Source organism: Pseudomonas sp. 2,4-D (genome assembly GCF_030418155.1).
Classification (GTDB): domain Bacteria; phylum Pseudomonadota; class Gammaproteobacteria; order Pseudomonadales; family Pseudomonadaceae; genus Aquipseudomonas; species Aquipseudomonas alloputida.
Genome location: NZ_JAUHUI010000002.1, coordinates 42,112 through 65,418 on the forward strand (window position 1 = coordinate 42,112; position 23,307 = coordinate 65,418).

Sequence of the window (23,307 nt, forward strand, 5' to 3'; positions counted from 1 at the left end):
GGGAGCATCGTATGTCTGCCATGCTCGACCATGTCGTTGCCCAGATACTGACCTTGCAGGTGCGCTTGCTGGCCTGTCGTGAACGCCTGGCTGCCAATACCGACAGCGAGGCCTTGCACGACTTGCGTACCACCTTGCGGCGCCTGCGCAGTCTGCTGAGGCCGCTGCGTGGGCTGCCTGGTGTGGAGCAGCTGGAGGATGCTGCACGTTCGCTGGGGACCCTTACCACGCCGCTGCGTGATCGCGAGGTGCTGGCAGCCGAGCTGATCGGGCGCGGTCACGCGGCAGCCGGCCAGCGGCGTCTGGAGGGGCGAGACAGGACTTTCGCCAGTGTCGCTGCCAGCCCACAGCTGGCCAGGGTATTGGCGATTCTCGACGCATTTCCATTGTTCCTGCGAGCGGCGGGCCGGGAGGGGCTGGTCAAGTCGCTAAGCAAACGTATCGACAAGCGCTTGGTCAAGCAGTGGCGCAAGTTGCACAAAGCGTTGCAGGACCCTGCTCACGATCGCCACCGCCTGCGTTTGTTGATCAAGCGTGCACGCTATGGCGACGAGGCCTACCCGCAACTCGATCACGCTGGGAAGAGACTGCAACGTCTGTTGAAAAAGGCACAGGGCAACCTGGGTGATTGGCACGACCGCCTGCAATGGCAGCTGCAAGCGCGCGACCATGCCGACTTGCTCCCCTGCAAGGCCGATTGGGAGCAGGAGCTGCATGAGGCGGAGCGCCAGTCGGATGTGACGCTGGATGCCCTGCAAGAGGCGCTGGCGCGGCGTTATCACGGAAAATGACCGATATGCGGGCTGATTGCCCAGCGTTTGCTGGCTAGGATGAGCGGACCTTTTCTTTGCAGGCAGGAGCCGGCCAATGAATTTCAACCAACTGCTCGACGCCGTGCGCGCCAACCCGGATTCCGTCAGCATTCCGCCCAGCTGGGCCCAGGGGCGCGCTGCCTTTGGCGGGCTGATGGCGGCCATGGTCTATGAAACCATGCGCCTCAAGATCTGCGACAACCGCCCGGTACGCTCATTGGCCATCAGCTTCGTGGCACCCGCGGCGGCGGATGTGCCCATCCGCTTCGAGGTGGAGGTTTTGCGCGAAGGCAAGGCGGTTAGCACGTTGCTGGGCCGCGCTGTTCAGGATGGCCAGGTGGTGACTTTGGTGCAGGGCAATTTCGGTGCGGGCCGCCCTTCGGTGGTCGAAGTGCCGGCGTTACCGGCCATTGAAATGCCTGCGCTCGAAGAGGCGGCCCCGGAGTTGCCCTATATCAAAGGCGTTACCCCGGAGTTCATGCGCCACGTGGCCCTGCGCTGGGCAGTAGGCGGGCTGCCGTTCAGTGGCAATCAGTCGCGCAAGATGGGCGGCTGGGTGCGTTTGCGGGATGTGGCTGACGAGCCGGTGAACGAGGCGCACTTGCTGGCGTTGGTGGATGCGTGGCCGCCCAGCCTTATGCCGTTTCTCAAGCAACCCGCTGCGGGCAGTACGCTGACTTGGACCATCGAGTTTATCCAGCCAACGGCGAAGCTTTCGACCCAGGAATGGTGCCGGTACTGCGTGGAAACCGAGCATGCGCGGGATGGCTATGGTCATGCTGCCGCGGCGTTGTGGACGGCGCAGGGCGAGTTGTTGGCCTTGAGCCGGCAGACCGTCACCGTTTTCGCCTGATCCTTACCAGGCTGCTCACAAGGAGCGCTCCGGCAGCTGGCTCAGTGTCGGTGCTTGTGCCGTTCGCGCCAGGCCCTCCACCAGGCCCCGCTCACCACAAAGCGCGGAAAGGTGATGAACTGCTCGGTCAGTAAGCGCTGCACGGCATCCTGGCGGTTGGCGAACGGCTCGGGCTGCTGGGCTTCAAGGCGGTGGCCTTGGCGCTGCAGGCCCAGCGCGGCGACCAGGGCAATCACACCCACCGCGATCTGGCCGAGGTCGAAACCAAACAGGCCGGACAGCACCAGCAGTGCCCCTAGAATGAACAACGGCACAGCGATCAGGTGCAACACCAGGTTGGCCGGGTGGCGGTGATTATGGTGATAGCCGCGCCATTGCCAGGCGGGAAGATTGGGCAGGCGTTTGCTCATGGGGATTTCCTCTCGGTCATGCCCAAAGCTTAGTGCGGCCCCCAAGCGGGGGCCAATCGAACCTGGCTATGGTGACTATAGTTTGAGCTGGCCAATGGCCTTGTTCAGTTCGCCGGCCAGGGTCGCCAGTTCGCTGCTGGTGGTCGCCGAACCGACCGTCTGCTGCACGGTCCGCTCGGTGACATCGCGGATGCTGACCACCGCGCGGTTCATTTCCTCGGCTACCTGGCTTTGCTGCTCGGCCGCTACAGCGATCTGGGTATTGCTTTCGCGCATCTGCGCCACGGCACCGGTAATTTCAGCCAGCGCCTCACCGGCTTCCTGTGCCTGACGTACGCAGTCGTCGGCCTTGTACGAACTTTCCTGCATGAACTCCACCGCATCGCGGGTGCCAGACTGCAGAGCCGAAACCATGGTGGTGATTTCATCCGTGGAGGTTTGCACGCGTTTGGCCAGGTTACGCACTTCATCGGCCACCACGGCAAAGCCGCGGCCCAGGTCGCCGGCCCGCGCGGCTTCGATGGCAGCATTAAGCGCCAGCAAGTTGGTCTGCTCGGCAATACTGTGGATCACACTGACTACACCGTTGATCTTCTGGCTGTCCTCGGCTAGCTGTCGAATCATCTCGGCAGTTTGCTGCACGCCGCTGGAAAGCCCGGAAATCGAATCCTGCACTCGGCTGACCACCGCTTGGCCGCTGCCGGCCAAGGTGTCGGCGGTTTGTGACAAATCGCGGGTGGCACCGGCGTGCTGGGCAATGTGGTGCACGGTCGCCGACATTTCGTTGATGGCAGTGGCGGCCTGGTCGGTTTCACTCTGCTGGCCGAGCATGCCATGGCGTACGTCGCTCATGCTGGCGGCCAGGCGTGCGGCGCCCGAGTCCAGCTGTGCTGCGCTTTGGGCGACGGTGCTGACTATGCGGTGATAGGTGGACTGCATGGCGTTGAAGGCCCCGGCCATCTGGCCGACCTCGTCGCCACTGGCTAGCGGTACGCGGGCCGACAGGTCGCCGGTTTTTTCCACGTGCAGCATCACGTCCTTGAGGGTGTTGAGTTGGCTGAGCAGGAAGCGGATCAGCAGTTGCGAGGCGCCGAGCATGGCCAGCATCAGGATCAGCACACACACCGCGTAATTGCTGAAGCGATCGAAGAAGACCTGGCGCAGGCTGGGTGACTGGGCCAGCACAGCCAACTGCTGGTCGCCATTGCGCAACACCTGTGCGCCACGCAGTGGGTTTTCACCGAGGATCCAGGCGCTCGGCAATGCTACCCAGCCTTGGGCGTTGCGCAGGGCATCGAGCGCCTCCCCGGCGTAGGTTGGCGTTTGCCCTGTTGACCAACTGATGACGTTGGCCGGGCGTGGCAGTGCTTGCCCGGCTGGCCAGGCGGCCAGCAACTGGGCTTGTGCGACCGCCTGGCCCTGAGCCGCCTCGGCACGTGCGCGTTGCTCCAGGTGCACGGCGTACAGCACCAGCAGCAAGGTGGTGACAAAGGCCACTGCATTGACGGCCCAGAATTTGTACTTCAGGGAAACATTGCTAAGCCAGGCACCCATGGGCAGGTCTTCTCTGAGTTGAGCGGAAACAATATTGGCAAGGTGCCATCATTGTGCCCACATCCACCACGGGATTTGTTGATGCATATCAACAGCGTTCACCCGCCCGCAGAAACCCGCGAGATTCAGGGAAGCTGGAAAAAATCTCGAGCCGTTGCGGTGGTATGCGCTGCCGTGTGCTCGGCTGACTCACCGCGATGCGAGGCCACTTCGCGCAGTACCTCCGGCAAGAACGCCGGCTCGTTGCGCCCACTCTTCGGCTTGGGCCGCAAGCTGCGTGGCAGCAGGTAGGGCGCGTCGCTTTCCAGCATCAACCGGCCTTGAGGGATGTTGCCCACCAGCGGGTGCAGGTGCGTACCGCGGCGTTCGTCGCAGATCCAGCCAGTGATGCCGATATGCAGGTCCAGGTCCAGATAGGCGTACAGCGCTTCGCGCTCACCGGTAAAGCAGTGCACCACCGCGCCGGTCAGGTGGTCGCGGTAGTCCTTGAGAATCGCCAGCAAGCGCTCGCTGGCATCGCGCTCGTGCAGGAACACCGGCAGGCGCAGCTGCGCAGCCAGTGTCAGTTGGGCTTCCAGGGCTTTTTCCTGCAGCGGGCGAGGGGAAAAGTCGCGGTTGAAATCCAGGCCGCATTCGCCTACCGCGCGTACGCGCGGTTCGCTCAGCAACAGTCGCAGCTGGCGCTCGCTGTCGGCATCCCAGGCCTTGGCATCATGAGGGTGCACGCCGGCCGTGGCGAACAGGTGCGCGCCGCTTGCATCCAGTTGTTGGCACAGCGCCAGGGCTTGTTCGCTGACCGCCAGGCTGGTGCCTGTCAGCAGCATTTGCGTAACGCCGGCCTCCAGTGCGCGCTCGACGATTGCGGCCTGTTGGTCGTGGAAACTGCTGTTGGTCAGGTTGACGCCGATATCGATCAGTTGCATGGTGCTATCTCGTGCCGCGGGGCGGCCAGCATAGCAAAAACCGCGTTTTTCTGAAAAAACCAAGAACTTCATGCTGTTGCCGTGGTCTTTTACCGTCGTTTATCACTTGGCGGTGCAACCCATGGATGCCGCTCACCGACCACGGACACGTTTTCGCATGCAGCGATGCTGGCTCATTTTTCTGCTGACGCTGGGGTTGGCCTTTGCCGGTCCCGCCCAGGCGCGCTCGCCGGGGCCGCAGCAAAACATACCGCCTGCCAAGGTGCGTGACCTGCCGCAGATTCGCACCAGCAAAGTACTGCGAGTGCTGGTCAACCAGAGCCGCAACAGCTCTGGTGAGGTCAAGGGCGAGCCAGTCGGCATCGAGTATTATCGCCTGCGTGCCTTGGAGCATTTCCTAAATGCTCGCACCGCTGACGACCAGCAGATCCAGCTAAAGCTCATCCCGCGGGCCAAGGAACAGTTGCTGGGCGCCCTGGCCCGCGGCGAGGGTGACCTGGCTGCGCCCGGCGAGCTGCTTGACCCCACTACGGTGAGCGGTGTCCGCGGCAGTGCGCCGATACTCGACCAGGTGCCGCTGATGCTGGTCGGGCGCAAAGGCGAGCGAAGTTTCAGCAAGGTCGAACAGCTGTCAGGGCGTACCGTGGCCTTGACCAGTGCCAGTGCCGCCGGGCCGCTGATCCAGCAGGTCAACCAGCAACTGGCACTGCGCAAGCGGCCGCCGATCAAAGTGGAGTGGGTCGATTCGACGCTGGCGGTGGAGGATGTGCTGGAGATGGTACAGGCAGGCATCTACCACCTGACCGTGGTCGAGCAGCCCATTGCCCGGCGTTGGGCCCGGGTTATGCCGCGCCTGCGCCTGGACAGCCGGGTGCGCCTGGGGGCGCCGCAAGCCATGCGCTGGTATGTAGGGCGTGAAGCGCCGCAATTGTTGGCCGCAGTCGATCACTTTCTGCAAGGTTACCGCGCGCCAGATAACCAGGATGCGGCGTTCGAGCGCATCTACCGCCGCCAGTACCGTGTACACAATCCGTTGGCCAGCAAGGACCGCCAGCGTCTGGCATCGGTGCGGGCGGTGTTGCAGAAGCATGGCCAGGCGCAACAGATCGACTGGCTCAACCTGGCTGCATTGGCCTTCAAGGAGTCGACGCTCAACCCGGCTGCACGCGGTACTGGTGGTGCCCATGGTCTGATGCAGATTACCCCTTCGGCGGCCCAGCGGGTGGGGGTGAGCAATACTGCGACGGTAGATGGCAATGTCCTGGCCAGTGCCCGTTACCTGGCGCTTATCCGGCGCAAGTTTTTTGCCAGTACCAAGATCAACGAGCGTGAGCGCATGGCCTTTGTGCTGGCAGCCTACAACCTCGGCCCCGAGCGGGTTCAGGCCATGCGTGCAGAGGCTCGACGGCGGGGGCTCAACGGCAACCAGTGGTTTTTCCAGACCGAACGCATCGCCATGGAGCAAGTGGGGATGGGACCGGTCAATTTCGTCAACAGCATCAACAAGTACTACCTGGCGTTCAACCGCGAACGCGCGGCGCTGGAGCGCGTAGCGAAGCGTTAAGCATCGATTTTATCGATTGTTATGTTGGGTTTTTTGCGATTTTCATATCAATAGAATTGATTATGATGGCGCCCATACCCACACAACTGCTTCACTTCAAGGACGCTTCGACATGAACAACACTACCCTCAACGCTCTGTTCTCTACACGTGCTGGCGCTGGCTTGAGCGTTATCCGCATCCTGGTCGGCATCATCTTCATGGCTCATGGTGCGCAAAAACTCTTCGGCCTGTTCGGTGGCTACGGCCTGGAAGGCACCGGCCAATGGATGGAAAGCATCGGCCTGGCGCCGGGTTACCTGATGGCCCTATTGTCCGGTAGTGCCGAATTCTTCGGTGGCCTGGCCTTGGTGGTCGGCCTGCTGGCTCGCCCGGCGGCCCTGGCGCTGACGGTGACCTTGATAGTGGCGATCGTTTCGGTGCACATCGGCAACGGCCTGTTCATGTCCAACAACGGCTATGAGTTCGCCCTGGCGCTGTTGGCCGGCACCGTTGCAGTCATGATCGAAGGCGCTGGCCGCTTCTCGCTCGACCGCCTGATCGCCCGGTAATCAGCTGCACGCTGTGAGCTACGAGCCGCAGGCAAGCGCGGGCCAGTACTCGGCTTGTTCTTGCTTGCGGCTTGTCGCTTGCAACTTGGGGCTCATCGCTCTAGCATACCGCCTGCGCCGATTTAAACAGCTACTTGCGGGGCGCAGGAAAGCCCCACCTCCGGGCCGTCCGAAATACCGCTAAAGCGCTGGTTCGGTGACGCCTCCCACCGCTGCCCAGCGGGATTCGCGAGGCGGAGAGAAGCTCCATGAGTTGCCCACGTACCAGTGTCTGTTTGAGCCCTTTGCCTGCCAACCAGGCGTCCCGCACACCGCGCATCCTGCTCGGCGGCCGGCATCAGCCCACCCTTTTGCGTCATCTTGAAGGCCTGTCACGGCGCAAGGGACAGGCGCGTGCCTTTCTGATCCAGTTCGCCGATAGCGGCTGTCATCTCGCGCAGTATGGCAATGACCGTTTCGACCTGGCTGTGATCCAGGCGCCGGCACCGGACGAAGCCGCCGAAGTCATCGGCCATCTCACCCGCATCGCGCGTCAAGGCCTGATTACCCGCCGCTGAGGAATGCGCTATTGAGCACCAATATCATCACCACAGAAGGCCATGAGGCGCTGAAGAAAGAGCTGGACCACCTGTGGCGGGTGTATCGTCCGGAAATCACCCAAAAGGTTGCCTGGGCGGCTTCGTTGGGTGACCGCAGCGAGAACGCGGACTACCAGTACAACAAGAAGCTGCTGCGCGAAATCGACCGCAGGGTGCGATACCTGCGCAAGCGGCTTGAAGATGTGAAAGTGGTGGCGTACTCGCCCGAGCAGGAAGGCAAAGTGTTTTTCGGTGCCTGGGTTGAGATCGAGAACGACGAGGGCGAGACCATGAAGTTTCGCATTGTCGGCTACGACGAGATCTACGGGCGCAACGATTACATCTCGATCGATTCGCCCATGGCCCGTGCCTTGCTGAAGAAGGAGGAGGGTGATGAGGTGGTGGTGCATACACCTACCGGTGAAGCGACCTGGTATGTGAGCAGCATCCGTTACGGCCAGGGCGTATCGACGAACTGACTGGCCCGCCTTGCGTCAGCTTGAGGCATGTGCTGTCCCTGCAGAGGCTCTGACAGCCAGGCCTCAAGCCTCGCGCAACACCGCCAGCGGGCTGGCATTCAACGCCCGCCGCGTTCCCAGCACCCCAGCACCACCCACCAGCAGCGCCCCCGTCAGCGGCAACACCAGCAGCCACGGGTGCGGGCTCCACTGCAAGTCGAAGGCATAGCGGTACAGCACCCAGGTAATCAGTTCGCAGCCCACGGCCGCCAATAGCCCGCTGGCCGCACCCAGCAGGCCGAACTCGATACGCCGGGCCTTGACCAGCAACGGCCGCGCCGCGCCCAGTGCGCGCAACAGTGCGCCTTGGCGAATGCGCTCGTCCAGCGTGGCCTGCAAGCCAGCGAACAGCACTGCCAGCCCGGCGGCCAGCACGAACAGCAGCACATACTCTACCGCCAGGGTTACCTGGGCGAGAATGCTGCGCAGCTGGTCGAGCAAGGCATCCACCTGCAGGATGGTCACCGCCGGAAACGCCCGTGACAGCGCGACGACATCCAGGTCATGCCCCGGTGCCAGGTAGAAGCTGGTCAGGTAAGTGGTCGGCAGCCCCTGCAGCGTGCCAGGCTGGAAGATCATGTAGAAGTTCGGCTGGAAGCTGTCCCAATGCACGTTGCGCAGGCTGCTCACGCGGGCCTGGCGCTGCTGGCCGCCAATATCGAACGTCAGCAGGTCGCCCATCTGCAGTTTCAGGCTGCTGGCCAGCTCCGCCTCCACTGAAACCCCGGGGATGTCGTTGTCGGCTGGCAAGGCTTGCCACCAGTTGCCGGCGGTCAGCACGTTGCCTTCGGGCAACGCGGCGGCCCAGGTCAGGCTGAGGTCGCGCTGCACGGCGCGCTCGCCTGCCGAGTCCTTGCTGACCACCTGCTGTACCGGTTTTTCATTGATTTGCACCAGGCGCCCGGGCGTTACCGGGTACAGCGGTGCTGAAGCGGCATTGACCTGGTGCAGGTGTTGAATGAACGGCTCACGGTCATCTGGCAGGATGTTCAGGGCGAAGTGGTTAGGCGCATCCTTGGGTAGCTGTGCTTGCCAGGTATCGAGCAGCTCTGCGCGCAGCAGGGCGACCAAGGCCATGGCCAGCAGTATCAGGCCGAATGCCAGGGCCTGGCCTGCTGCCGCCATGGGGTGGCGCAATAGCTGGCCCAGCCCCAGACGCCAGGTGAGTGGCGCACCGGCCAGCAGCTGGCGCAGGCTGCGTAAACCGAGCAACAGCAGGCCGCCGAGCAGAAGTGCAGCGACCAGGCCGCCACCGAGCAGGGCGAAGGTGAGCAGCAGATCGAGGCTCAGGCGCCACATGATCAGGCCCAGGGCGAGCAGGGCGGCGCCGTACACCAGCCAACTGCTCGCAGGTATCGGCAGCAGGTCACGGCGCAGCACACGCAGAGGCGGTACTTGGCCCAGTGCTGCAATCGGCGGCAGGGCAAACCCAGCCAGTGCGACCAACCCGGTACCGATACCTGCCAGCGCTGGAACGATGCCGCCGGCGGGCACCACGCTCGGCAGCAAGCCGTGCAGCAGGCGGAACAGGCCCAGCTGAGCCAGCCAGCCGAGCAAGGCGCCGGCCAGGGCAGCGACCAGGCCGAGCATGGCCAGTTGCAAGCAATACAAGCCCAATGCCTGGTGGCGCGACAGGCCCAGGCAGCGCAGCAGAGCGCTGGCGTCCAGTCGGCGTGCGGCATAGCGACTGGCCGACAGTGCCACGGCCACGCCTGCCAGCAGCACAGCTACCAGGCTGGCCATGTTCAGGTAGCGTTCGGCTTTGCCCAGCGCGCCGCCGATCTGTTGGTTGCCATCGCGGGTGTCACGCAGGCGCTGGTTGGCGGCCAGGTCTTTTTCCACGGCCTGACGGTACTGCGCCAGCGCCTCGGCATTGCCGCGCCACAGGTCACGGTAGGTGACCCGGCTGCCCGGCTGGATCACGCCGGTGGCTTCCAGGTCGGCCAGGTTCATCATCACGCGTGGGGTAAGGCTGTAGAAGTTGTTGGCGCGGTCCGGTTCGTAGGTAAGCACGCGGCTCATGCGCAGGGTTTTCATGCCCACGTCGATGCTGTCGCCGATCGCCAGCCCCAGTGCCGCCAACAGGCGCGGTTCGACCCACACTTCGCCAGGGGCAGGGCCGCCGCCGGGTGTTTCTTCGGCATAGGGTGCCGGAGCGCTGCGTACTTGCCCGCGCAACGGATAGGCGCCGTCGGCGGCCTTGACGCTGGACAGCTGGATGCCATTGTCGCCGCCGACCACGCTGGTGAACTCGACCACGTGTGCGTGGCGCAAGCCCAGTGCCTTGCCGGCATCGAGTTGTTGCTCGCGGGCCGGGGCGCTGCCCTGCAGTACCAGATCGGCGCCCAGGAACTCGCTGGCGCGCAGCTGCATGGCGCCGTTGAGGCGGGCGCCGAAATAGCCGATGGCGGTGCTGGCGGCTACCGCCACCAACAGGGCAAAGAACAGCACGCGCACTTCACTGGCGCGAACATCGCGCAGCAACTGGCGCAGTGCCAGGCCACACAAGCGGGACAGCGGCATACGGCTCACCGGGCCTCCATCGGCGCCACAAGGCGGCCCGCGTCCAGGCGGATCTGGCGCCGGCAGCGGCGGGCCAGGCGTTCGTCATGGGTGACCAGCACCAGGGTAGTGCCGCGCTCCTTGTTCAGCTCGAACAACAGATCGCTGATGCGCTCGCCGGTGTGGCTGTCGAGGTTACCGGTGGGCTCATCGGCGAACAGCACCGCAGGCTGCGCGGCGAAGGCGCGGGCGATTGCCACGCGCTGCTGCTCGCCGCCCGAGAGCTGCCGAGGTGTGTGGCTCAGGCGCTTGCCCAGGCCGACCCGCTCCAGCAAAGTGCGAGCCTGTTCGCGGGCATCGCGGCGGCCGTCCAGTTCCAGTGGCAGCATGACGTTTTCCAGTGCATTGAGGCTGTCGAGCAACTGGAACGACTGGAACACGAAACCCACATGTTCGGCTCGCACACGGGCACGCTGGTCTTCATCCAGTGGCCCCAGGTCGTGGCCGGCGAGCATGACGCTGCCAGCGCTGGGCCGGTCGAGGCCGGCGAGCAAACCGAGCAGGGTCGACTTGCCAGAGCCCGAGGCGCCGACGATGGCCAGGCTGTCGCCTTGGGCCAGGTCGAGAGACAGTGCGTGGAGGATGGTAAGGTCACCTTCCGCGCTGGGGACCACTTTGCTAAGGTTCTGCGCAACGAGAATGCTGGGGCTCATGGAGAATCCGATGCGAGTGTGGTGGTTGAGTGCCGGTCTGGCCCTGTATTGCCTGGCCCAGAGCGCAGCGGCAGGAACACTGCTGGTTGTTGGCGATAGTATCAGCGCCGGTTTTGGCCTGGATAGCCGTCAGGGCTGGGTGTCTCTCTTGCAGGCCCGCCTCAGGGACGAAGGTTTTGACGACAAAGTGGTCAATGCTTCGATCAGTGGTGACACCAGCGCAGGTGGCCAGGCGCGGCTGCCGGCGCTGCTTGCAGCACATAAACCGAGCCTGGTGGTGCTGGAGCTGGGCGGCAACGATGGCCTGCGCGGGCAGTCGCCTGCACAATTGCAACAAAATCTTGCCTCGATGATCGAGCATTCGCGTCAGGCAGGGGCCAAGGTGCTGCTATTGGGCATGCGCCTGCCGCCCAATTATGGTGTGCGTTACACCACCGCCTTTGCCAAGGTGTATGAACAGCTGGCAGCGGACAAACAGGTTCCTTTGGTGCCGTTTTTCCTCGAAGGGGTAGGGGGAGTGCCTGAACTGATGCAGGCTGATGGCATCCATCCGGCCCAGGGGGCTCAGCAGCGCCTGCTGGAAAATGCCTGGCCAGCGATAAAACCCTTGCTGTGAAGCTTTAAACGGGGCCGCCTTTCGGCTAATGTTGCGCCCCCCGTTTCGAGTGCTCCAAATGCCGCGCCCTGCCTGGTCCCTGTATGCCTATCAACTGATCGAGCCCGACGAGCAGCTCGACCTGTTCGCCTGCCAGGAAAGCCGCGTCCACCTCGTGGCCCGCCAGCTCGAGCTGGGCGTGCCGGTCGACCGTACTTTGTGTGGCGGCCTGCTGCCAGCCCAGCCGCGTTGGTCGGGGGTGCCGCGATCGATCTACCGCGATGGTCGCCTGTGTGAGCTGTGCCGTGCCATCCTCGATGCCCAGCGACGTGGCATGCGTCCGGTGTGGCCAGAGCTGCACGGCAGCTGAACGAAAAGCACCTTTCATCATCTGAAACGCTTGCAACGTGCCAATGCCTCCCGCTTGCATCGGCGCGGGTGTACAATCGATCCTCTTGACCCACCTTTCGAAGGATTTACCGGATGTTGCCGCGCTTTCCTGCCGTCACCCGTAGCCTGTCCCTGGCCGCCCTGTTGGTAGCGGGCCCCGCTGCTGCGCTGGAGCTGCCACTGCCACCGCCCGGTGAAGACATCGTCGGCCAAGTGCATGTGATCAAGGCAAAGTACGAGGACACGTTCGCCGATATCGGCACCGCGAATGACCTCGGCTACCTGGAAATGATTGCCGCCAACCCCGGCGTGGACCCTTGGCTGCCGGGCGCCGGCACCGAGATCATCCTGCCAACCCGTTTCGTTCTGCCGCCGGGCCCGCGCGAAGGCATCGTCATCAATCTGGCTGAGTACCGCATGTACTACTTCCCCAAGGGGGAGAGCGTGGTGTACACCTTCCCGTTGGGCATTGGTCGCGAGGGGTGGGGGTCGCCGATCGCCAACACCAGGATCACCGCCAAGACGCCCAACCCGACCTGGACGCCGCCCGCTTCGATTCGCAAAGAGCACGCCGAGGACGGTGATATCCTGCCAACTGTGGTGCCGGCTGGCCCGGACAACCCGCTGGGGCCGTTCAAGTTCACCTTGGGCGTACCGGGCTATCTGATCCATGGTTCGAACAAGAAGTTCGGTATTGGCATGCGCACCAGTCACGGTTGCTTCCGCATGTTCAACAACAACGTGCTTGAACTGTCGAAAATGGTGCCGGTGGGCACGCCAGTGCGCATCATCAACGAGCCTTACAAGTTCGGTATCAGCGCCGGCAAGGTCTATCTTGAGGCGCACACGCCGCTGGATGACCAGGGTAACCCGTCAGTGGTCGACAAACACACCGCAGTTATCAATGCCTTGCTCAAGCGTGAAGACCTGGCCAATAACCTACGCATGAACTGGGACATGGTGCGTGACGTGGTGGCTGCAGAAGATGGCATGCCGGTAGAAATTGCCGTGCCGGTGGAAAACCAAGGGGCCGCACCGATGGTGTCGAGCATTCCGCCCGAACTGCAGTAAGGTAATTTCGGCGTACCCAGGCCTGCCCTTAGTGCAGGCCTTTTCGTACCTGATGACCGCGTTTACCGGTTTCAAGGGCAATAAAAAAGCCGACCCACAAGTGGGTCGGCTTCTTAACAATCCGTGAGGATTATTACTTGCGGCTGGCTTTGTCCAGCATACGCAGGGCGCGCTCGTTGGCTTCGTCAGCGGTCTGCTGAGCCTTCTGAGCGGCTGCCATTGCGTCGTCAGCCTTACGGTAGGCTTCGTCAGCACGAGCTTGAGCGCGAGCTGCTGCGTCTTCAGTCGCAGTCAGACGAGCTTCGGTTTCTTTGGATACGCTGCTGCAACCGGTAGCCAGAACTGCGGCCAGAGCCAGAGCAGAGAATTTCAGAACGTTGTTCATCGTGTTCCCCTTCAAGGACTTTCTATTAAATAGCCATCTCTCAGGAAAGAGAAACTGGCCGGCGTACATAGTACCCATTACTTGTAGTAAGTAAACTGACAGAGCGCAAGAACTGCAAAAAAAATGTTGCTTGACTCCGCGCCGACAAGATTTGCGACGTGTCTGTGAAAAAAATCTGCAGGGTTCGCAAGCGGTTGTGGTACAGGAACTTTTTTGTTGAACTAAGGGTGACTTTAACTGTCGATCAGCGTCTTAAGCCCTAGAACATCCGGTGGCTGTTGGGGCGGGCTTGGGAAAGTCACCCGGGCGGCGTTTCGACCTTTTTTAACCGCCACCACCTTGAGCATTCCCGCTCGGGGTGCCTACTATCTTGTGAGTGCCAGGCGATCCGAACGATTACAATCGTCCAATGGTCGAAGCGGCAACAGGTGGCGTAGAGGATTCTGTGCCGGATAAACCACCATCGGTTAAGGTAAGGGTCTGCCGAGAAGACCTGCGAGGAGTAGTGATGAGCGAAGCGCTGACCATCCACCATGACCAGGCCGGTCATCAGTTCGAGACCAACGTGGACGGTCATCGTGCCTACTTGACGTACATGGATCTGGGCAAGCAGACGCTGGACATCTATCGCACCTTCGTGCCCAACGCCCTGCGCGGCCGTGGGATCGCTGCCGCCCTGACCGAGCGGGCTCTGGAGTACGCCGAGCAGATGGGTTACACGGTGATCCCGTCTTGCTCGTACGTGGAGCGTTACATGGAGCGCCAGCAGCGGCATTCGAGCAAGGCCTGAGCTGACGACAGGCACCAGACACAACAAAAAACGCCGGGCAGTGCCCGGCGTTTTTCATTCCCGCAATGTTCAGCCGCGCTTACGCTGTGGCAGCACATCCTTGAGCTTGCCATGCATGCTGCGCAGGGTTTTTTCGGTAGCCGACCAGTCGATGCAGGCGTCCGTGATCGACACGCCATACTGCAAATCGTCCAGGTTTTTCGGAATGGACTGACAGCCCCAGTTCAGGTGGCTTTCGACCATCAGGCCGATGATCGACTGGTTGCCTTCCAGAATCTGGTTGGCGACGTTCTCCATCACCAGCGGTTGCAGGGCCGGGTCCTTGTTGGAGTTGGCATGGCTGCAGTCGACCATGATGTTGGCCTTGATCTTGGCCTTGGCCAGGTCCTGTTCGCACAGGGCGACGCTGACCGAGTCGTAGTTCGGCTTGCCATTGCCGCCGCGCAGTACCACGTGGCCGTATGGGTTGCCCTTGGTGGTGACGATCGACACGCCGCCTTCCTGGTTGATGCCCAGGAAGCGGTGCGGCTTGGACACCGACTGCAGGGCATTGATGGCAACGGTCAGGCCGCCGTCGGTGCCGTTCTTGAAACCCACCGCCGAGGACAGGCCCGAGGCCATCTCGCGGTGTGTTTGCGATTCGGTGGTGCGGGCACCGATGGCCGACCAGCTGATCAGGTCTTGCAGGTACTGCGGCGAAATCGGGTCGAGCGCTTCGGTGGCGGTCGGCAGGCCCATTTCGGCCAAGTCCAGCAGCAGCTTGCGGCCGATGTGCAGGCCGTCCTGGATCTTGAACGAGTCATCCAGGTACGGATCGTTGATCAGGCCTTTCCAGCCGACGGTGGTGCGCGGCTTTTCGAAGTACACGCGCATGACCAGGTACAGCGTATCGGACACTTCTTCGGCCAGCACTTTCAGGCGCTCGGCGTATTCGTGGGCTGCCTTGATGTCGTGGATGGAGCAAGGGCCGACCACGACGAACAGGCGATGGTCCTTGCCGTCGAGAATATTGCGCACCACTTCACGGCCGGCAGTCACGGTCTGCAGGGCCTTGGCGCTGAGGGGGATTTCCTTCTTGAGCTGATCAGGGGTGATCAGGGTCTCGTTGGAGGCAACGTTCAAGTCATCGATCGGTAAATCAGCCATCGTGTTACTCGTCAGGTCACGGGTGCCGGCCGCCAACTATCCCCGTGCGGCCCAGCAGCAAGAATAATCGCAGCGGGGAGCCGAACCTTAGCGCGTTACAGATGGCACGACAATGGGCTGAACCCAGTCATTGTGGGGTTTTTACCTGAGCGAGGGTGTTGCGCGCGTATGGACTGCCCAGCGCTACGTAACCTGTGTAAAAAGAGTGCTGACCCTTTACCTGGAGATTGTCATGCATTCGCACCCCCCTCGCATCGGCATCATCGGCAGTGGCGCCATCGGCGGCTTTTATGGATTGATGCTGGCCCGGGCCGGTTTCGATGTGCATTTTCTGTTGCGCAGCGAGTACCAGGCCGTTTGTGAGCGCGGACTGAGCCTGGACAGTGCCGTGCATGGCGCACTGCACATGAATGTGCAGGCTTACGTCAGTGCCGCCGACATGCCGCCCTGTGACTGGCTCCTGATCGGGGCCAAGGCCACCAGCAACGAGCAGTTGGCACCGTTGATCGTCCAGGCTGCTGCGCCCGGCGCCAAGGTGGTGCTGTTGCAGAATGGCCTGGGTGTCGAGGAGCAGTTGCGTCCGGCCTTGCGCAGCGACATGCACCTGCTCGGCGGCCTGTGCTTCATCTGCGTCAACCGTCAGGCGCCAGGTGTAATCCGCCACCAGGCGCTGGGGGCGGTCAACCTGGGGTATCACAGTGGGCCGGCCACCGATTGCGGTGTCGCGCTGGTGAATGAAGGCGCCGGGTTGTTCCAGGCTGCGGGGATCGACTCGCAGGCCATGCCGAACCTGGCCTTGGCGCGCTGGCAGAAGCTGGTGTGGAACGTGCCTTACAACGGGCTGTCGGTGCTACTGGGGGCCAGCACTTCGCCACTGATGGCCGACAGCAATAGCCGCGAGCTGATACAGGCCTTGATGGCCGAGGTGGTGCAGGGGGCGGCAGCCTGTGGCCATGTACTGCCCGCGGGCTATGCCGAGCACTTGTTCCAGGTGACCGAGCGCATGCCCGACTACTGGCCGAGCATGTATCACGACCATGTCCACAAACGCCCGCTGGAGCTGGAGGCCATTTACGCCGAGCCGCTGGCACGCGCACGGGCGGCAGGCTGCAGCATGCCGCGCATTGAAATGCTGTACCAAGCGCTGAGTTTCATCGACAGCAGCGGCCGGCCGGCCTGAGGGTGGCCGAGGCTTCGGCAGGGCCCTCCAGCCCACGGCAGCAGCGCGCCGGACGGCAAAGCGAGCGTCCGGCGCGCTGCTAAGCTGAAGCTTGCTCTGCCGCTGCGGCAGTCGAGGAGGTCGAATGATCCGCTCCATGCTGTACGCCACCGACCTCGGTGTCTACGCCCCTTTCGTGATGCAACACGCACTTGCCCTGGCGCGCACGTTCGGTGCCGAGTTGTATGTGATCCACGCGGTCGAGCCGATGGGCCAGTTCGCCGAATCCCTCCTGCAAAGTTACCTCGATGAGCAGACGCTCGATCAATTGCACAGCCAGGGGGTGAACACAGTGATGGCGAACATAGAGCAGCGTGTGCTGGAAAACTTTCGCGACGAGCTGGGCGAAGAGGCTGACCTGGCGGTGATCAAGGCCGTGCGTGTGCGTCAGGGTGACCCGGCGCAGGTGATTCTCGACCAGGCCCAGCGGCTAAGCGTCGACCTGTTGATATTCGGTAGCCACAGTGCCGGTGCCGGGGTGGATGTACCGCTGGGGCGCACGGCGGTGCGGCTGCTGCAGCTGTCGCCGGTGCCGGTGTACATGGTGCCCTTGGCGCAGCATCTGGGGCGTAGGAAAACGTGAAGACAGGTGCAGTCCATTTCCGTGGGCATGTAACAAAATAGTTCTAGATTTATTTCCAGAACCACTAATATAGTTATATATCGTCGCTGCCTGCTGCCGCGGACTCACCGCTGAACCGAGGGAAACCTATGAAGCTTCAACAACTGCGCTACATCTGGGAAGTGGCGCACCATGACCTCAACGTCTCCGCGACGGCGCAGAGCCTGTATACCTCCCAGCCAGGTATCAGCAAGCAGATCCGCCTGCTCGAAGACGAATTGGGTGTTGAAGTCTTTGCCCGCAGCGGCAAGCATCTGACCCGCGTGACCCCGGCCGGTGAGCGCATCATCAATACCGCAGGCGAAATCCTGCGCAAGGTCGAGAGCATCAAGCAGATTGCCCAGGAGTTCTCCAACGAGAAGAAGGGCACGCTGTCCATCGCCACCACCCACACCCAGGCGCGCTATGCGTTGCCGCCGGTTATCAGCAGCTTTATCAAGCAGTATCCGGAAGTGTCCCTGCACATGCATCAGGGTTCGCCCATGCAGATTGCCGAGATGGCTGCGGACGGTACGGTCGATTTCGCCATCGCCACCGAGGCGCTGGAGCTGTTCGGCGACCTGATCATGATGCCGTGCTACAAGTGGAACCGTTGCGTTGTAGTGCCACAGGGGCACCCGCTGGCCAAGCTGCCGAAACTGACCCTGGAAGCCGTCGCCGAATATCCGATCGTCACCTACGTGTTCGGCTTCACCGGGCGCTCAAAGCTGGATGAGGCGTTCAATCACCGCGGCCTCACGCCAAAAGTGGTCTTCACCGCGGCTGACGCCGACGTCATCAAGACTTATGTGCGCCTGGGGCTGGGCGTGGGTATCGTTGCCGGCATGGCTGTGGACGCCAAGCTCGACAGTGACTTGGTGGCGCTGGATGCCAGTGAGCTGTTCGAAGCCAGCATCACCAAGATCGGCTTCCGTCGTGGCACCTTCCTGCGCGGCTTCATGTGCGACTTCATCGAGAAGTTCGCCCCGCACCTGACCCGTGAAGTGATGGCCAAGGCCATTCAGTGCCATAACAAGCAAGAGCTGGAAGAATTGTTCGAAGGCGTCGAACTGCCGGTGCACTGATTCGGGGGTGATGGGGTCGCTGTGGGAGTAACGGCCCTTGCTCAATGTCTAAAAGCTGGCGCGATCCCTGTGGGAGCGGGCTTGCCCGCGAACACGGGCGAAGCCCGTGCCATCCACCGCGGTGTCTTCTTCGCGGGTAAACCCGCTCCTACAGGCCGCCCTAGCTATCTCAAGCCTTGCTGATCAGGTTGCCCGCATGCAACCCGCATTCCTTCTGCGTCGACTCTTCCCACCACCAGCGCCCTTCACGCTCATGCTGGTTTGGCAGCACCGGGCGGGTGCATGGCTCGCAGCCAATGCTGATGAAGCCACGCTCGTGCAGGCTGTTGTACGGCAGCTCGAGCATGCGGATATAACCCCATACCTCTTCACTGCTCATCTGCGCCAGTGGGTTGAACTTGTACAGCGTGCGCTCAGGCGTGGAAAAGGCGCTGTCGATTTCCAGTGCCGCCACCTGGCTTCGGGTGCCCGGGCTTTGGTCGCGGCGCTGGCCGGTGGCCCAGGCGCTGACGGTGGCCAGCTTGCGTCGCAGCGGCTCGATCTTGCGAATGCCGCAGCACTCGCCATGGCCGTCCTTGTAGAAGCTGAACAGGCCCTTTTCCTTGACGAACGGGTCGAGCTTGGCGCGGTCGGGGCTGAGGATTTCGATCGGCAGGTTGTACTGTTCGCGTACCTGGTCGATGAACCGGTAGGTCTCCGGGTGCAGGCGCCCAGTGTCGAGGCTGAATACCTTTACCTGCTTGTTCAGCTTCCAGGCCATGTCGACCAGCACCACATCCTCGGCGCCGCTGAAGGAGATCCACAGGTCATCACCGAAGTGCTCGAAGGCAAGCTTGAGGATGTCCTGCGGGGACTTGTTGGCATAGGTCGCGGCCAGGGCGGCGACGTCGAAGGGTTGGCTCATCAGGCGGTTTCCATCTTGGCTGTGGCGCTGTGCGCTCGTAGTAGGGGGATGGTAACAAAAAAACGTGGTCTAGATGGGCTCACAAGCCCTGCAGGGTCTGCATCAGCACCCGCACTTTGGCTATCGACTCTTCATACTCGGCCTGCCACTGCGAGTCGGCTACCACCGCGCCGCCGCCCCAGCAACTGACCTGGCCATCTTTGATCAGCAAGCTGCGAATGGCGATCGAACTGTCCATTTCGCCGCGCACATCCACATACAGCAGCGAGCCGCAGTACAGTGCGCGGCGCGCGGGTTCCAGTTCGTCGATGATCTGCATGGCGCGGATCTTCGGTGCGCCGGTGATCGAGCCGCCAGGGAAGCTGTCGCCGATCAGGTCCAGCGCATCCTTGTTGCTGGCCAGCTGGCCGGTGATGCTGCTGACCAGATGGTGCACGTTGGGGTAACTCTCCAGGCTGAACAGTTCCGGTACCTTCACTGAGCCAATCTCGCACGTGCGCCCCAAGTCGTTGCGCAGCAGGTCGACGATCATCAGGTTTTCCGAGCGGTCCTTCGGGCTGTGCAGCAGCTCTTGGGCATTACGCTGGTCTTCCACCGGGTCGCTGGCACGTGGGCGGGTGCCCTTGATCGGCCGGGTTTCCACCTGGCCCTGGCTGACGCGGATGAAGCGCTCGGGCGAAAAGCTCAGCAGGGTACTGCCGTCGGCCAGTTGCTGGTAGCCGGAGAAGGGGGTCGGGCAGGCCTGGCGCAGGGCCTGATAGGCCCGCCATGGATCACCTTGGCAGGGCGCGCGAAAGCGTTGGGTGAGGTTGATCTGGTAGCAGTCACCGGCCTGGATGTAGCGTTGTACCTGGTCGAACGCTGTTTTGTACTGCTCCGGCTCCAGGTCGCCGGCCATCGGCGCGAGCAGCCGGAAGTCGCCGGTGGTGGCGCTAGTGTTCTGGAACAGGCTGATCAGGCGTTCGCGTTTGTCGCCGGCCAGGCTCGGGTGGAACACCAGCTGGCTGGTGCCGAGCAGGTGATCGCTGACCAGTGCCCAGTCATACAGGCCCAGTTGTGCGTCTGGCAGGCCGAGGTCGTCCACGGCCAGGCTTGGCAGGTGTTCCAGGCGGCGGCCGAAGTCGTAGCTCAGGTAGCCGATCAGGCCCCCGGCAAAGGGCAGTTCTACACCGTTGGGCAAGTCGGCGTGGCCCAGTTGTGCCAGGCCAGCGCGCAGGCGCTGGAGGAAGACGCGGCCATCTTCATCGGGCTGCGCCTGCAGTTGTTGCAGCGGCCAGGCGCTGAGCAGGTCGAAACGCCCGCGTTCGGCGCCGGGGCGGGCGCTGTCGAGCAGGATCGCACCGGGGGCCTGGCGCAGGTGGGCGAAATAGGCGGCAGGGTCGGGCTGGTAGGGCAGGGGGTGTAGCGTGCAGGTCGGCATCAGTATGGACGGCGATGTAAAAGCGAGGAGGGCGATTGTAGACCTGTGCAGGAAAAGCGCCTAGCGCTGGGTACGACATTCAACATTGTGTTTGGCCCACACGCAGCACAAGGCAGTTCCTGCAGGTTGAGCGAAGCGCATGAATCAACTGCAGTGCTTGCAAGAGCAACCTTGTGCTGCGAATGGGCTGCAAGGCAGCCCCTGTATTTCAGCGGTTGGGCACATGCCCGAACAGACCCTGTGCTACCCGTACCCGCTGCTCGGCGTCTTCGGTCACACCCTCCTTGGCCAGTGCTTCGATGTGCGCCTCGATGGCATGAGTGCGCTGAGTCAGGCCGCAGTCGTTGGCAATCTGGATGTTCAGCCCCGGGCGGGCGTTGAGCTCCAGAATCAGCGGGCCCTTGTCCTGGTCAAGCACCATGTCCACGCCGATATAGCCCAGGCCGCACAGTTCATAGCAGCCAGCGGCCAGCTTCATGAAACCGTCCCAGTTCGGCAGTTGCACGCCGTCCACCGCGTTGGTGGTGTCCGGGTGCTTGCTGATGATGTTGTTCAGCCAGGTGCCGCGCAGGGTCACGCCAGTGGCCAGGTCGACACCCACACCGATGGCGCCCTGGTGCAGGTTGGCCTTGCCGCCAGACTGGCGAGTCGGAAGGCGCAGCATGGCCATCACCGGGTAGCCCATCAGCACGATGATGCGGATGTCCGGTACGCCTTCGTAACTGATGCTCTTGAATATCTGGTCCGGGGTCACGCGGTACTCGATCAGCGCGCGGTCGCGGTGCCCGCCGAGGGAGTACAGCCCAGTGAGGATGCTGGAAATCTGGTGCTCGATTTCCTCATGGCTGATGATCTTGCCCGACACTGTGCGGTAGCGGTCCTCGAAGCGGTCGGCGATTACCAGGATGCCGTCACCACCGGCGCCTTGCGCTGGCTTGATGACGAAATCGCTGCGACCGCCGATGATCTGGTCGAGCTTCTCGATCTCTTTTTCGGTCTCGATGATGCCGTACATTTCCGGCACATGGATGCCGGCCGCCAGTGCGCGCTCCTTGGTGATGATCTTGTCGTCGACGATCGGGTACAGGTTGCGCTTGTTGTACTTCAGCACATAGTCCGCGTTGCGCCGGTTGATCCCCATGATGCCCCGGGCCTCCAGGGCTTTCCACGTCTTGATGAGGCCAAACATCAGGTGTCTGCCTTGTTCAGGAAGGCTTTGAAGCGCACGAGCTCGGTCAGGCGGTAGCCGCGATAACGGCCCATCGCCAGCATGAAGCCCACCAGGATCAGCAGGACCGCCGGGAAGGTGAACACGAAGTACACCAGCTCCGGCACCATCATCAGCAGGTGTGCCAGGGAGGCGGCGAACAGGGTGCCGATGGCCACTTTCATGGCATGGCCGCCACCACGCTCCTCCCAGGTGATCGACAGGCGTTCGATGGTCATGGTCAGGATCACCATCGGGAACAGTGCTACCGACAGCCCGCGTTCAAGGCCCAGCTTGTGGCTGAACAGGCTGATGGCGGCAATCAGCACCACGACGAAGGTCAATACCACCGACAGGCGTGGCAGCATCTGCAGTTTGAGGTGTTCCAGATACGAGCGCAGCGACAGGCCCAGGGCTGTGATCACCGTGAACAGCATGATACCGAAGCCCAGCTGGGTTTCGCGGAACGCCAGGGCGATCAGCACCGGGGTGAATGTGCCCAGGGTCTGGATGCCGATCAGGTTGCGCAGCACCAGGATCACCAGCACGCCGATCGGGATCATGACCATGATCATGAATGTTTGCTGGGTTTGCAGCGGCAGGCCGTACAGTGAGTATTCGAGGAAGTCGGCGTCGGTGTTCTCGTCGGTCAGCTTGGCCAGGCGGATGGCGTTCATCTCGCTGTTGTTCATGCTGAAGGTGACGGTGGCCTTCTTGCCGCCATCGACGGTGATCAGGTTGTCGTCACCGGTCCACCACAGCAGGCGGTCGCTCGGCAGGCCTTGCTCACCGGTGTCCGGGTTGAAGTACAGCCAGTCGTCGCCGTTGAAGCTGCGCAGCCACAGCTCTGGGGTTTGCGGGGTGTCGGCCAGCAGGCGGATGGTGTGCACCTTTTCCATCGGCACGTGGGCGATCGACAGCAGCAGGTCGATGACCTGGGCCTTCTTCATCGCCGAAGTGTCGCCGGCCAGCAGCAGCTTGACGTTGTCGTCGTTGAGGTTGTTGACCCGCTTGATGGTCTCGCTGACAAAGGTCTCGACGTCGGCCGAGTGCTGACGTATAGGCGCCATCAGCGCTTCAGCGGCGATCTTCTCGGGACCCTCGACGGCCAGGCTGTCACGGAAGGTCGGGCCTTTGACCTTGGTCTTCTCGTTGCTGTAGCGCTTGGTCAGTACCAGGCGGTAGTAGAGGGTCTGGTTGCCACTGGCGCGACGTGCCGACCAGGTAACCTTGCGGTTGCCGTCGGCACGGTTGATGCTGACCCCGTAGTTGTTGGAGATGAAGCTCTCGTTGAGGCTGACGTAGTCGCGGTTCAGCGGTGGCACGAACATCTGCACCTTGACCGGGTCCTTGCTGCTGGCCACGAACTCGACCTTGGCGTCGATGTTCCACAGGTCGTCGGTTTCATCCTCGGTCACCGGGATGCCGAGCACGAAGATCTGATAAGCCGTGACCGCCACGCCCAATAGCACCAGCACGGTGATCAGGACTTTCAGATGGAGGGTAAGAGAGCGCAT

At 62.5% G+C, this 23,307-nt stretch carries 24 protein-coding genes; 13 read left to right on the top strand and 11 right to left on the bottom strand.

Annotation, left to right across the window (positions count from 1 at the left end):
- The first annotated feature begins 11 nt into the window (after positions 1–11).
- Both QYE47_RS02345 and QYE47_RS02350 read left to right on the top strand, forming a co-directional pair.
- Complete coding sequence (locus QYE47_RS02345; protein WP_014591676.1) at positions 12–791, top strand: CHAD domain-containing protein; 780 nt, start codon at positions 12–14, stop codon at positions 789–791.
- A gap of 76 nt (positions 792–867) precedes the next feature.
- Positions 868–1,665, top strand: a complete 798-nt coding sequence (locus QYE47_RS02350; RefSeq protein WP_014591675.1) for an acyl-CoA thioesterase II — start codon at positions 868–870, stop codon at positions 1,663–1,665.
- A 41-nt stretch (positions 1,666–1,706) separates the two neighbouring features.
- Here QYE47_RS02350 and QYE47_RS02355 read toward each other — a convergent pair whose 3' ends face one another.
- The 3 genes from QYE47_RS02355 to QYE47_RS02365 form a co-directional block, all read right to left on the bottom strand.
- Positions 1,707–2,075, bottom strand: a complete 369-nt coding sequence (locus QYE47_RS02355) for an Mpo1-like protein (RefSeq protein WP_014591674.1) — start codon at positions 2,073–2,075, stop codon at positions 1,707–1,709.
- A 75-nt stretch (positions 2,076–2,150) separates the two neighbouring features.
- The gene (locus QYE47_RS02360) at positions 2,151–3,629 is read right to left on the bottom strand and encodes a methyl-accepting chemotaxis protein (RefSeq protein ID WP_019438675.1); all 1,479 of its coding nucleotides are present in this window, start codon (positions 3,627–3,629) and stop codon (positions 2,151–2,153) included.
- A 125-nt stretch (positions 3,630–3,754) separates the two neighbouring features.
- On the bottom strand, positions 3,755–4,552 hold the full coding sequence (locus QYE47_RS02365; protein ID WP_014591672.1) for a TatD family hydrolase: 798 nt from the start codon (positions 4,550–4,552) through the stop codon (positions 3,755–3,757).
- Positions 4,553–4,709: 157 nt separating this feature from the next.
- On the opposite strand from QYE47_RS02365, the gene QYE47_RS02370 reads away from it, so the two are divergent.
- The 4 genes from QYE47_RS02370 (at position 4,710) to greB (ending at position 7,723) form a co-directional block, all read left to right on the top strand.
- The gene (locus QYE47_RS02370; RefSeq protein ID WP_041167035.1) at positions 4,710–6,116 is read left to right on the top strand and encodes a transglycosylase SLT domain-containing protein; all 1,407 of its coding nucleotides are present in this window, start codon (positions 4,710–4,712) and stop codon (positions 6,114–6,116) included.
- Between the two features lie 112 nt (positions 6,117–6,228).
- Entirely contained in the window at positions 6,229–6,666 is a 438-nt protein-coding gene (locus QYE47_RS02375; RefSeq protein WP_010953281.1) for a DoxX family protein, read from the top strand.
- Positions 6,667–6,914: 248 nt separating this feature from the next.
- Positions 6,915–7,223, top strand: coding sequence for a hypothetical protein (locus QYE47_RS02380; protein WP_014591670.1), 309 nt, complete (start codon positions 6,915–6,917; stop codon positions 7,221–7,223).
- Positions 7,224–7,234: 11 nt separating this feature from the next.
- Complete coding sequence (gene greB, locus QYE47_RS02385) at positions 7,235–7,723, top strand: transcription elongation factor GreB (protein ID WP_014591669.1); 489 nt, start codon at positions 7,235–7,237, stop codon at positions 7,721–7,723.
- A gap of 63 nt (positions 7,724–7,786) precedes the next feature.
- Here the strand turns inward: greB and QYE47_RS02390 are convergent, their stop codons facing one another.
- Both QYE47_RS02390 and QYE47_RS02395 read right to left on the bottom strand, forming a co-directional pair.
- A complete protein-coding gene (locus QYE47_RS02390; RefSeq protein WP_070384134.1) occupies positions 7,787–10,294 on the bottom strand; it encodes an ABC transporter permease in 2,508 nt (835 codons plus the stop codon).
- On the bottom strand, positions 10,291–10,977 hold the full coding sequence (locus QYE47_RS02395; RefSeq protein ID WP_010953285.1) for an ABC transporter ATP-binding protein: 687 nt from the start codon (positions 10,975–10,977) through the stop codon (positions 10,291–10,293). The genes QYE47_RS02390 and QYE47_RS02395 overlap by 4 nt, the downstream gene beginning before the upstream one ends.
- Before the next feature lie 10 nt (positions 10,978–10,987).
- On the opposite strand from QYE47_RS02395, the gene QYE47_RS02400 reads away from it, so the two are divergent.
- The 3 genes from QYE47_RS02400 to QYE47_RS02410 all read left to right on the top strand — a co-directional run bounded on the left by QYE47_RS02400 (position 10,988) and on the right by QYE47_RS02410 (position 13,033).
- Positions 10,988–11,593 carry an arylesterase gene (locus QYE47_RS02400; RefSeq protein WP_020192893.1) on the top strand — a complete coding sequence of 202 codons (606 nt, stop codon included), beginning with the start codon at positions 10,988–10,990 and terminating at the stop codon, positions 11,591–11,593.
- A gap of 58 nt (positions 11,594–11,651) precedes the next feature.
- The gene (locus QYE47_RS02405; RefSeq protein ID WP_014591666.1) at positions 11,652–11,942 is read left to right on the top strand and encodes a hypothetical protein; all 291 of its coding nucleotides are present in this window, start codon (positions 11,652–11,654) and stop codon (positions 11,940–11,942) included.
- A 113-nt stretch (positions 11,943–12,055) separates the two neighbouring features.
- Positions 12,056–13,033: a L,D-transpeptidase family protein gene (locus tag QYE47_RS02410; protein ID WP_019438671.1), complete on the top strand. Its 978-nt coding sequence runs from the start codon at positions 12,056–12,058 to the stop codon at positions 13,031–13,033.
- 133 nt (positions 13,034–13,166) lie between these two features.
- Here QYE47_RS02410 and QYE47_RS02415 read toward each other — a convergent pair whose 3' ends face one another.
- Positions 13,167–13,418, bottom strand: a complete 252-nt coding sequence (locus tag QYE47_RS02415; RefSeq protein ID WP_003250288.1) for an Lpp/OprI family alanine-zipper lipoprotein — start codon at positions 13,416–13,418, stop codon at positions 13,167–13,169.
- Between the two features lie 508 nt (positions 13,419–13,926).
- Here QYE47_RS02415 and QYE47_RS02420 point away from each other — a divergent pair.
- Entirely contained in the window at positions 13,927–14,208 is a 282-nt protein-coding gene (locus QYE47_RS02420; protein WP_003250290.1) for a GNAT family N-acetyltransferase, read from the top strand.
- Positions 14,209–14,277: 69 nt separating this feature from the next.
- On the opposite strand, the gene QYE47_RS02425 is transcribed toward QYE47_RS02420, so the two are convergent.
- Entirely contained in the window at positions 14,278–15,354 is a 1,077-nt protein-coding gene (locus QYE47_RS02425; protein ID WP_070384133.1) for a 3-deoxy-7-phosphoheptulonate synthase, read from the bottom strand.
- Between the two features lie 232 nt (positions 15,355–15,586).
- On the opposite strand from QYE47_RS02425, the gene QYE47_RS02430 reads away from it, so the two are divergent.
- The 3 genes from QYE47_RS02430 (at position 15,587) to cysB (ending at position 18,259) form a co-directional block, all read left to right on the top strand.
- Complete coding sequence (locus tag QYE47_RS02430) at positions 15,587–16,534, top strand: putative 2-dehydropantoate 2-reductase (protein WP_019438670.1); 948 nt, start codon at positions 15,587–15,589, stop codon at positions 16,532–16,534.
- A gap of 124 nt (positions 16,535–16,658) precedes the next feature.
- Positions 16,659–17,156, top strand: coding sequence for a universal stress protein (locus tag QYE47_RS02435; RefSeq protein WP_003250295.1), 498 nt, complete (start codon positions 16,659–16,661; stop codon positions 17,154–17,156).
- A 128-nt stretch (positions 17,157–17,284) separates the two neighbouring features.
- A complete protein-coding gene (cysB, locus tag QYE47_RS02440; RefSeq protein WP_010953293.1) occupies positions 17,285–18,259 on the top strand; it encodes an HTH-type transcriptional regulator CysB in 975 nt (324 codons plus the stop codon).
- A 169-nt stretch (positions 18,260–18,428) separates the two neighbouring features.
- On the opposite strand, the gene QYE47_RS02445 is transcribed toward cysB, so the two are convergent.
- From QYE47_RS02445 to QYE47_RS02460, 4 genes are all read right to left on the bottom strand, one after another.
- A complete protein-coding gene (locus QYE47_RS02445; RefSeq protein ID WP_003250299.1) occupies positions 18,429–19,163 on the bottom strand; it encodes a phosphoadenylyl-sulfate reductase in 735 nt (244 codons plus the stop codon).
- Between the two features lie 79 nt (positions 19,164–19,242).
- Positions 19,243–20,583, bottom strand: coding sequence for an aminodeoxychorismate synthase component I (gene pabB / locus QYE47_RS02450; protein ID WP_070384132.1), 1,341 nt, complete (start codon positions 20,581–20,583; stop codon positions 19,243–19,245).
- 208 nt (positions 20,584–20,791) lie between these two features.
- Positions 20,792–21,772 (bottom strand): alpha-L-glutamate ligase-like protein, encoded by a 981-nt coding sequence (locus tag QYE47_RS02455; protein ID WP_010953295.1) that lies wholly within the window; start codon positions 21,770–21,772, stop codon positions 20,792–20,794.
- Positions 21,772–23,307: an inactive transglutaminase family protein gene (locus tag QYE47_RS02460; RefSeq protein ID WP_014591660.1), complete on the bottom strand. Its 1,536-nt coding sequence runs from the start codon at positions 23,305–23,307 to the stop codon at positions 21,772–21,774. Before QYE47_RS02460 ends, QYE47_RS02455 begins: the two co-directional genes overlap by 1 nt.

Excerpts from the sequence above, each read along its gene's own strand:
- QYE47_RS02360 (WP_019438675.1), bottom strand. The coding sequence starts at position 3,629 with ATGGGTGCCTGGCTTAGCAATGTTTCCCTGAAGTACAAATTCTGGGCC.
- QYE47_RS02415 (WP_003250288.1), bottom strand. The coding sequence starts at position 13,418 with ATGAACAACGTTCTGAAATTCTCTGCTCTGGCTCTGGCCGCAGTTCTG.
- QYE47_RS02380 (WP_014591670.1), top strand. The coding sequence starts at position 6,915 with ATGAGTTGCCCACGTACCAGTGTCTGTTTGAGCCCTTTGCCTGCCAAC.
- QYE47_RS02455 (WP_010953295.1), bottom strand. The coding sequence starts at position 21,772 with ATGTTTGGCCTCATCAAGACGTGGAAAGCCCTGGAGGCCCGGGGCATC.
- QYE47_RS02420 (WP_003250290.1), top strand. The coding sequence starts at position 13,927 with ATGAGCGAAGCGCTGACCATCCACCATGACCAGGCCGGTCATCAGTTC.
- cysB (WP_010953293.1), top strand. The coding sequence starts at position 17,285 with ATGAAGCTTCAACAACTGCGCTACATCTGGGAAGTGGCGCACCATGAC.
- pabB (WP_070384132.1), bottom strand. The coding sequence starts at position 20,583 with ATGCCGACCTGCACGCTACACCCCCTGCCCTACCAGCCCGACCCTGCC.
- QYE47_RS02350 (WP_014591675.1), top strand. The coding sequence starts at position 868 with ATGAATTTCAACCAACTGCTCGACGCCGTGCGCGCCAACCCGGATTCC.
- QYE47_RS02365 (WP_014591672.1), bottom strand. The coding sequence starts at position 4,552 with ATGCAACTGATCGATATCGGCGTCAACCTGACCAACAGCAGTTTCCAC.
- QYE47_RS02395 (WP_010953285.1), bottom strand. The coding sequence starts at position 10,977 with ATGAGCCCCAGCATTCTCGTTGCGCAGAACCTTAGCAAAGTGGTCCCC.
- QYE47_RS02405 (WP_014591666.1), top strand. The coding sequence starts at position 11,652 with ATGCCGCGCCCTGCCTGGTCCCTGTATGCCTATCAACTGATCGAGCCC.
- QYE47_RS02460 (WP_014591660.1), bottom strand. The coding sequence starts at position 23,307 with ATGCGCTCTCTTACCCTCCATCTGAAAGTCCTGATCACCGTGCTGGTG.
- QYE47_RS02355 (WP_014591674.1), bottom strand. The coding sequence starts at position 2,075 with ATGAGCAAACGCCTGCCCAATCTTCCCGCCTGGCAATGGCGCGGCTAT.
- QYE47_RS02425 (WP_070384133.1), bottom strand. The coding sequence starts at position 15,354 with ATGGCTGATTTACCGATCGATGACTTGAACGTTGCCTCCAACGAGACC.
- QYE47_RS02375 (WP_010953281.1), top strand. The coding sequence starts at position 6,229 with ATGAACAACACTACCCTCAACGCTCTGTTCTCTACACGTGCTGGCGCT.
- QYE47_RS02410 (WP_019438671.1), top strand. The coding sequence starts at position 12,056 with ATGTTGCCGCGCTTTCCTGCCGTCACCCGTAGCCTGTCCCTGGCCGCC.
- QYE47_RS02430 (WP_019438670.1), top strand. The coding sequence starts at position 15,587 with ATGCATTCGCACCCCCCTCGCATCGGCATCATCGGCAGTGGCGCCATC.
- QYE47_RS02435 (WP_003250295.1), top strand. The coding sequence starts at position 16,659 with ATGATCCGCTCCATGCTGTACGCCACCGACCTCGGTGTCTACGCCCCT.
- QYE47_RS02345 (WP_014591676.1), top strand. The coding sequence starts at position 12 with ATGTCTGCCATGCTCGACCATGTCGTTGCCCAGATACTGACCTTGCAG.
- QYE47_RS02445 (WP_003250299.1), bottom strand. The coding sequence starts at position 19,163 with ATGAGCCAACCCTTCGACGTCGCCGCCCTGGCCGCGACCTATGCCAAC.
- QYE47_RS02400 (WP_020192893.1), top strand. The coding sequence starts at position 10,988 with ATGCGAGTGTGGTGGTTGAGTGCCGGTCTGGCCCTGTATTGCCTGGCC.
- QYE47_RS02370 (WP_041167035.1), top strand. The coding sequence starts at position 4,710 with ATGCAGCGATGCTGGCTCATTTTTCTGCTGACGCTGGGGTTGGCCTTT.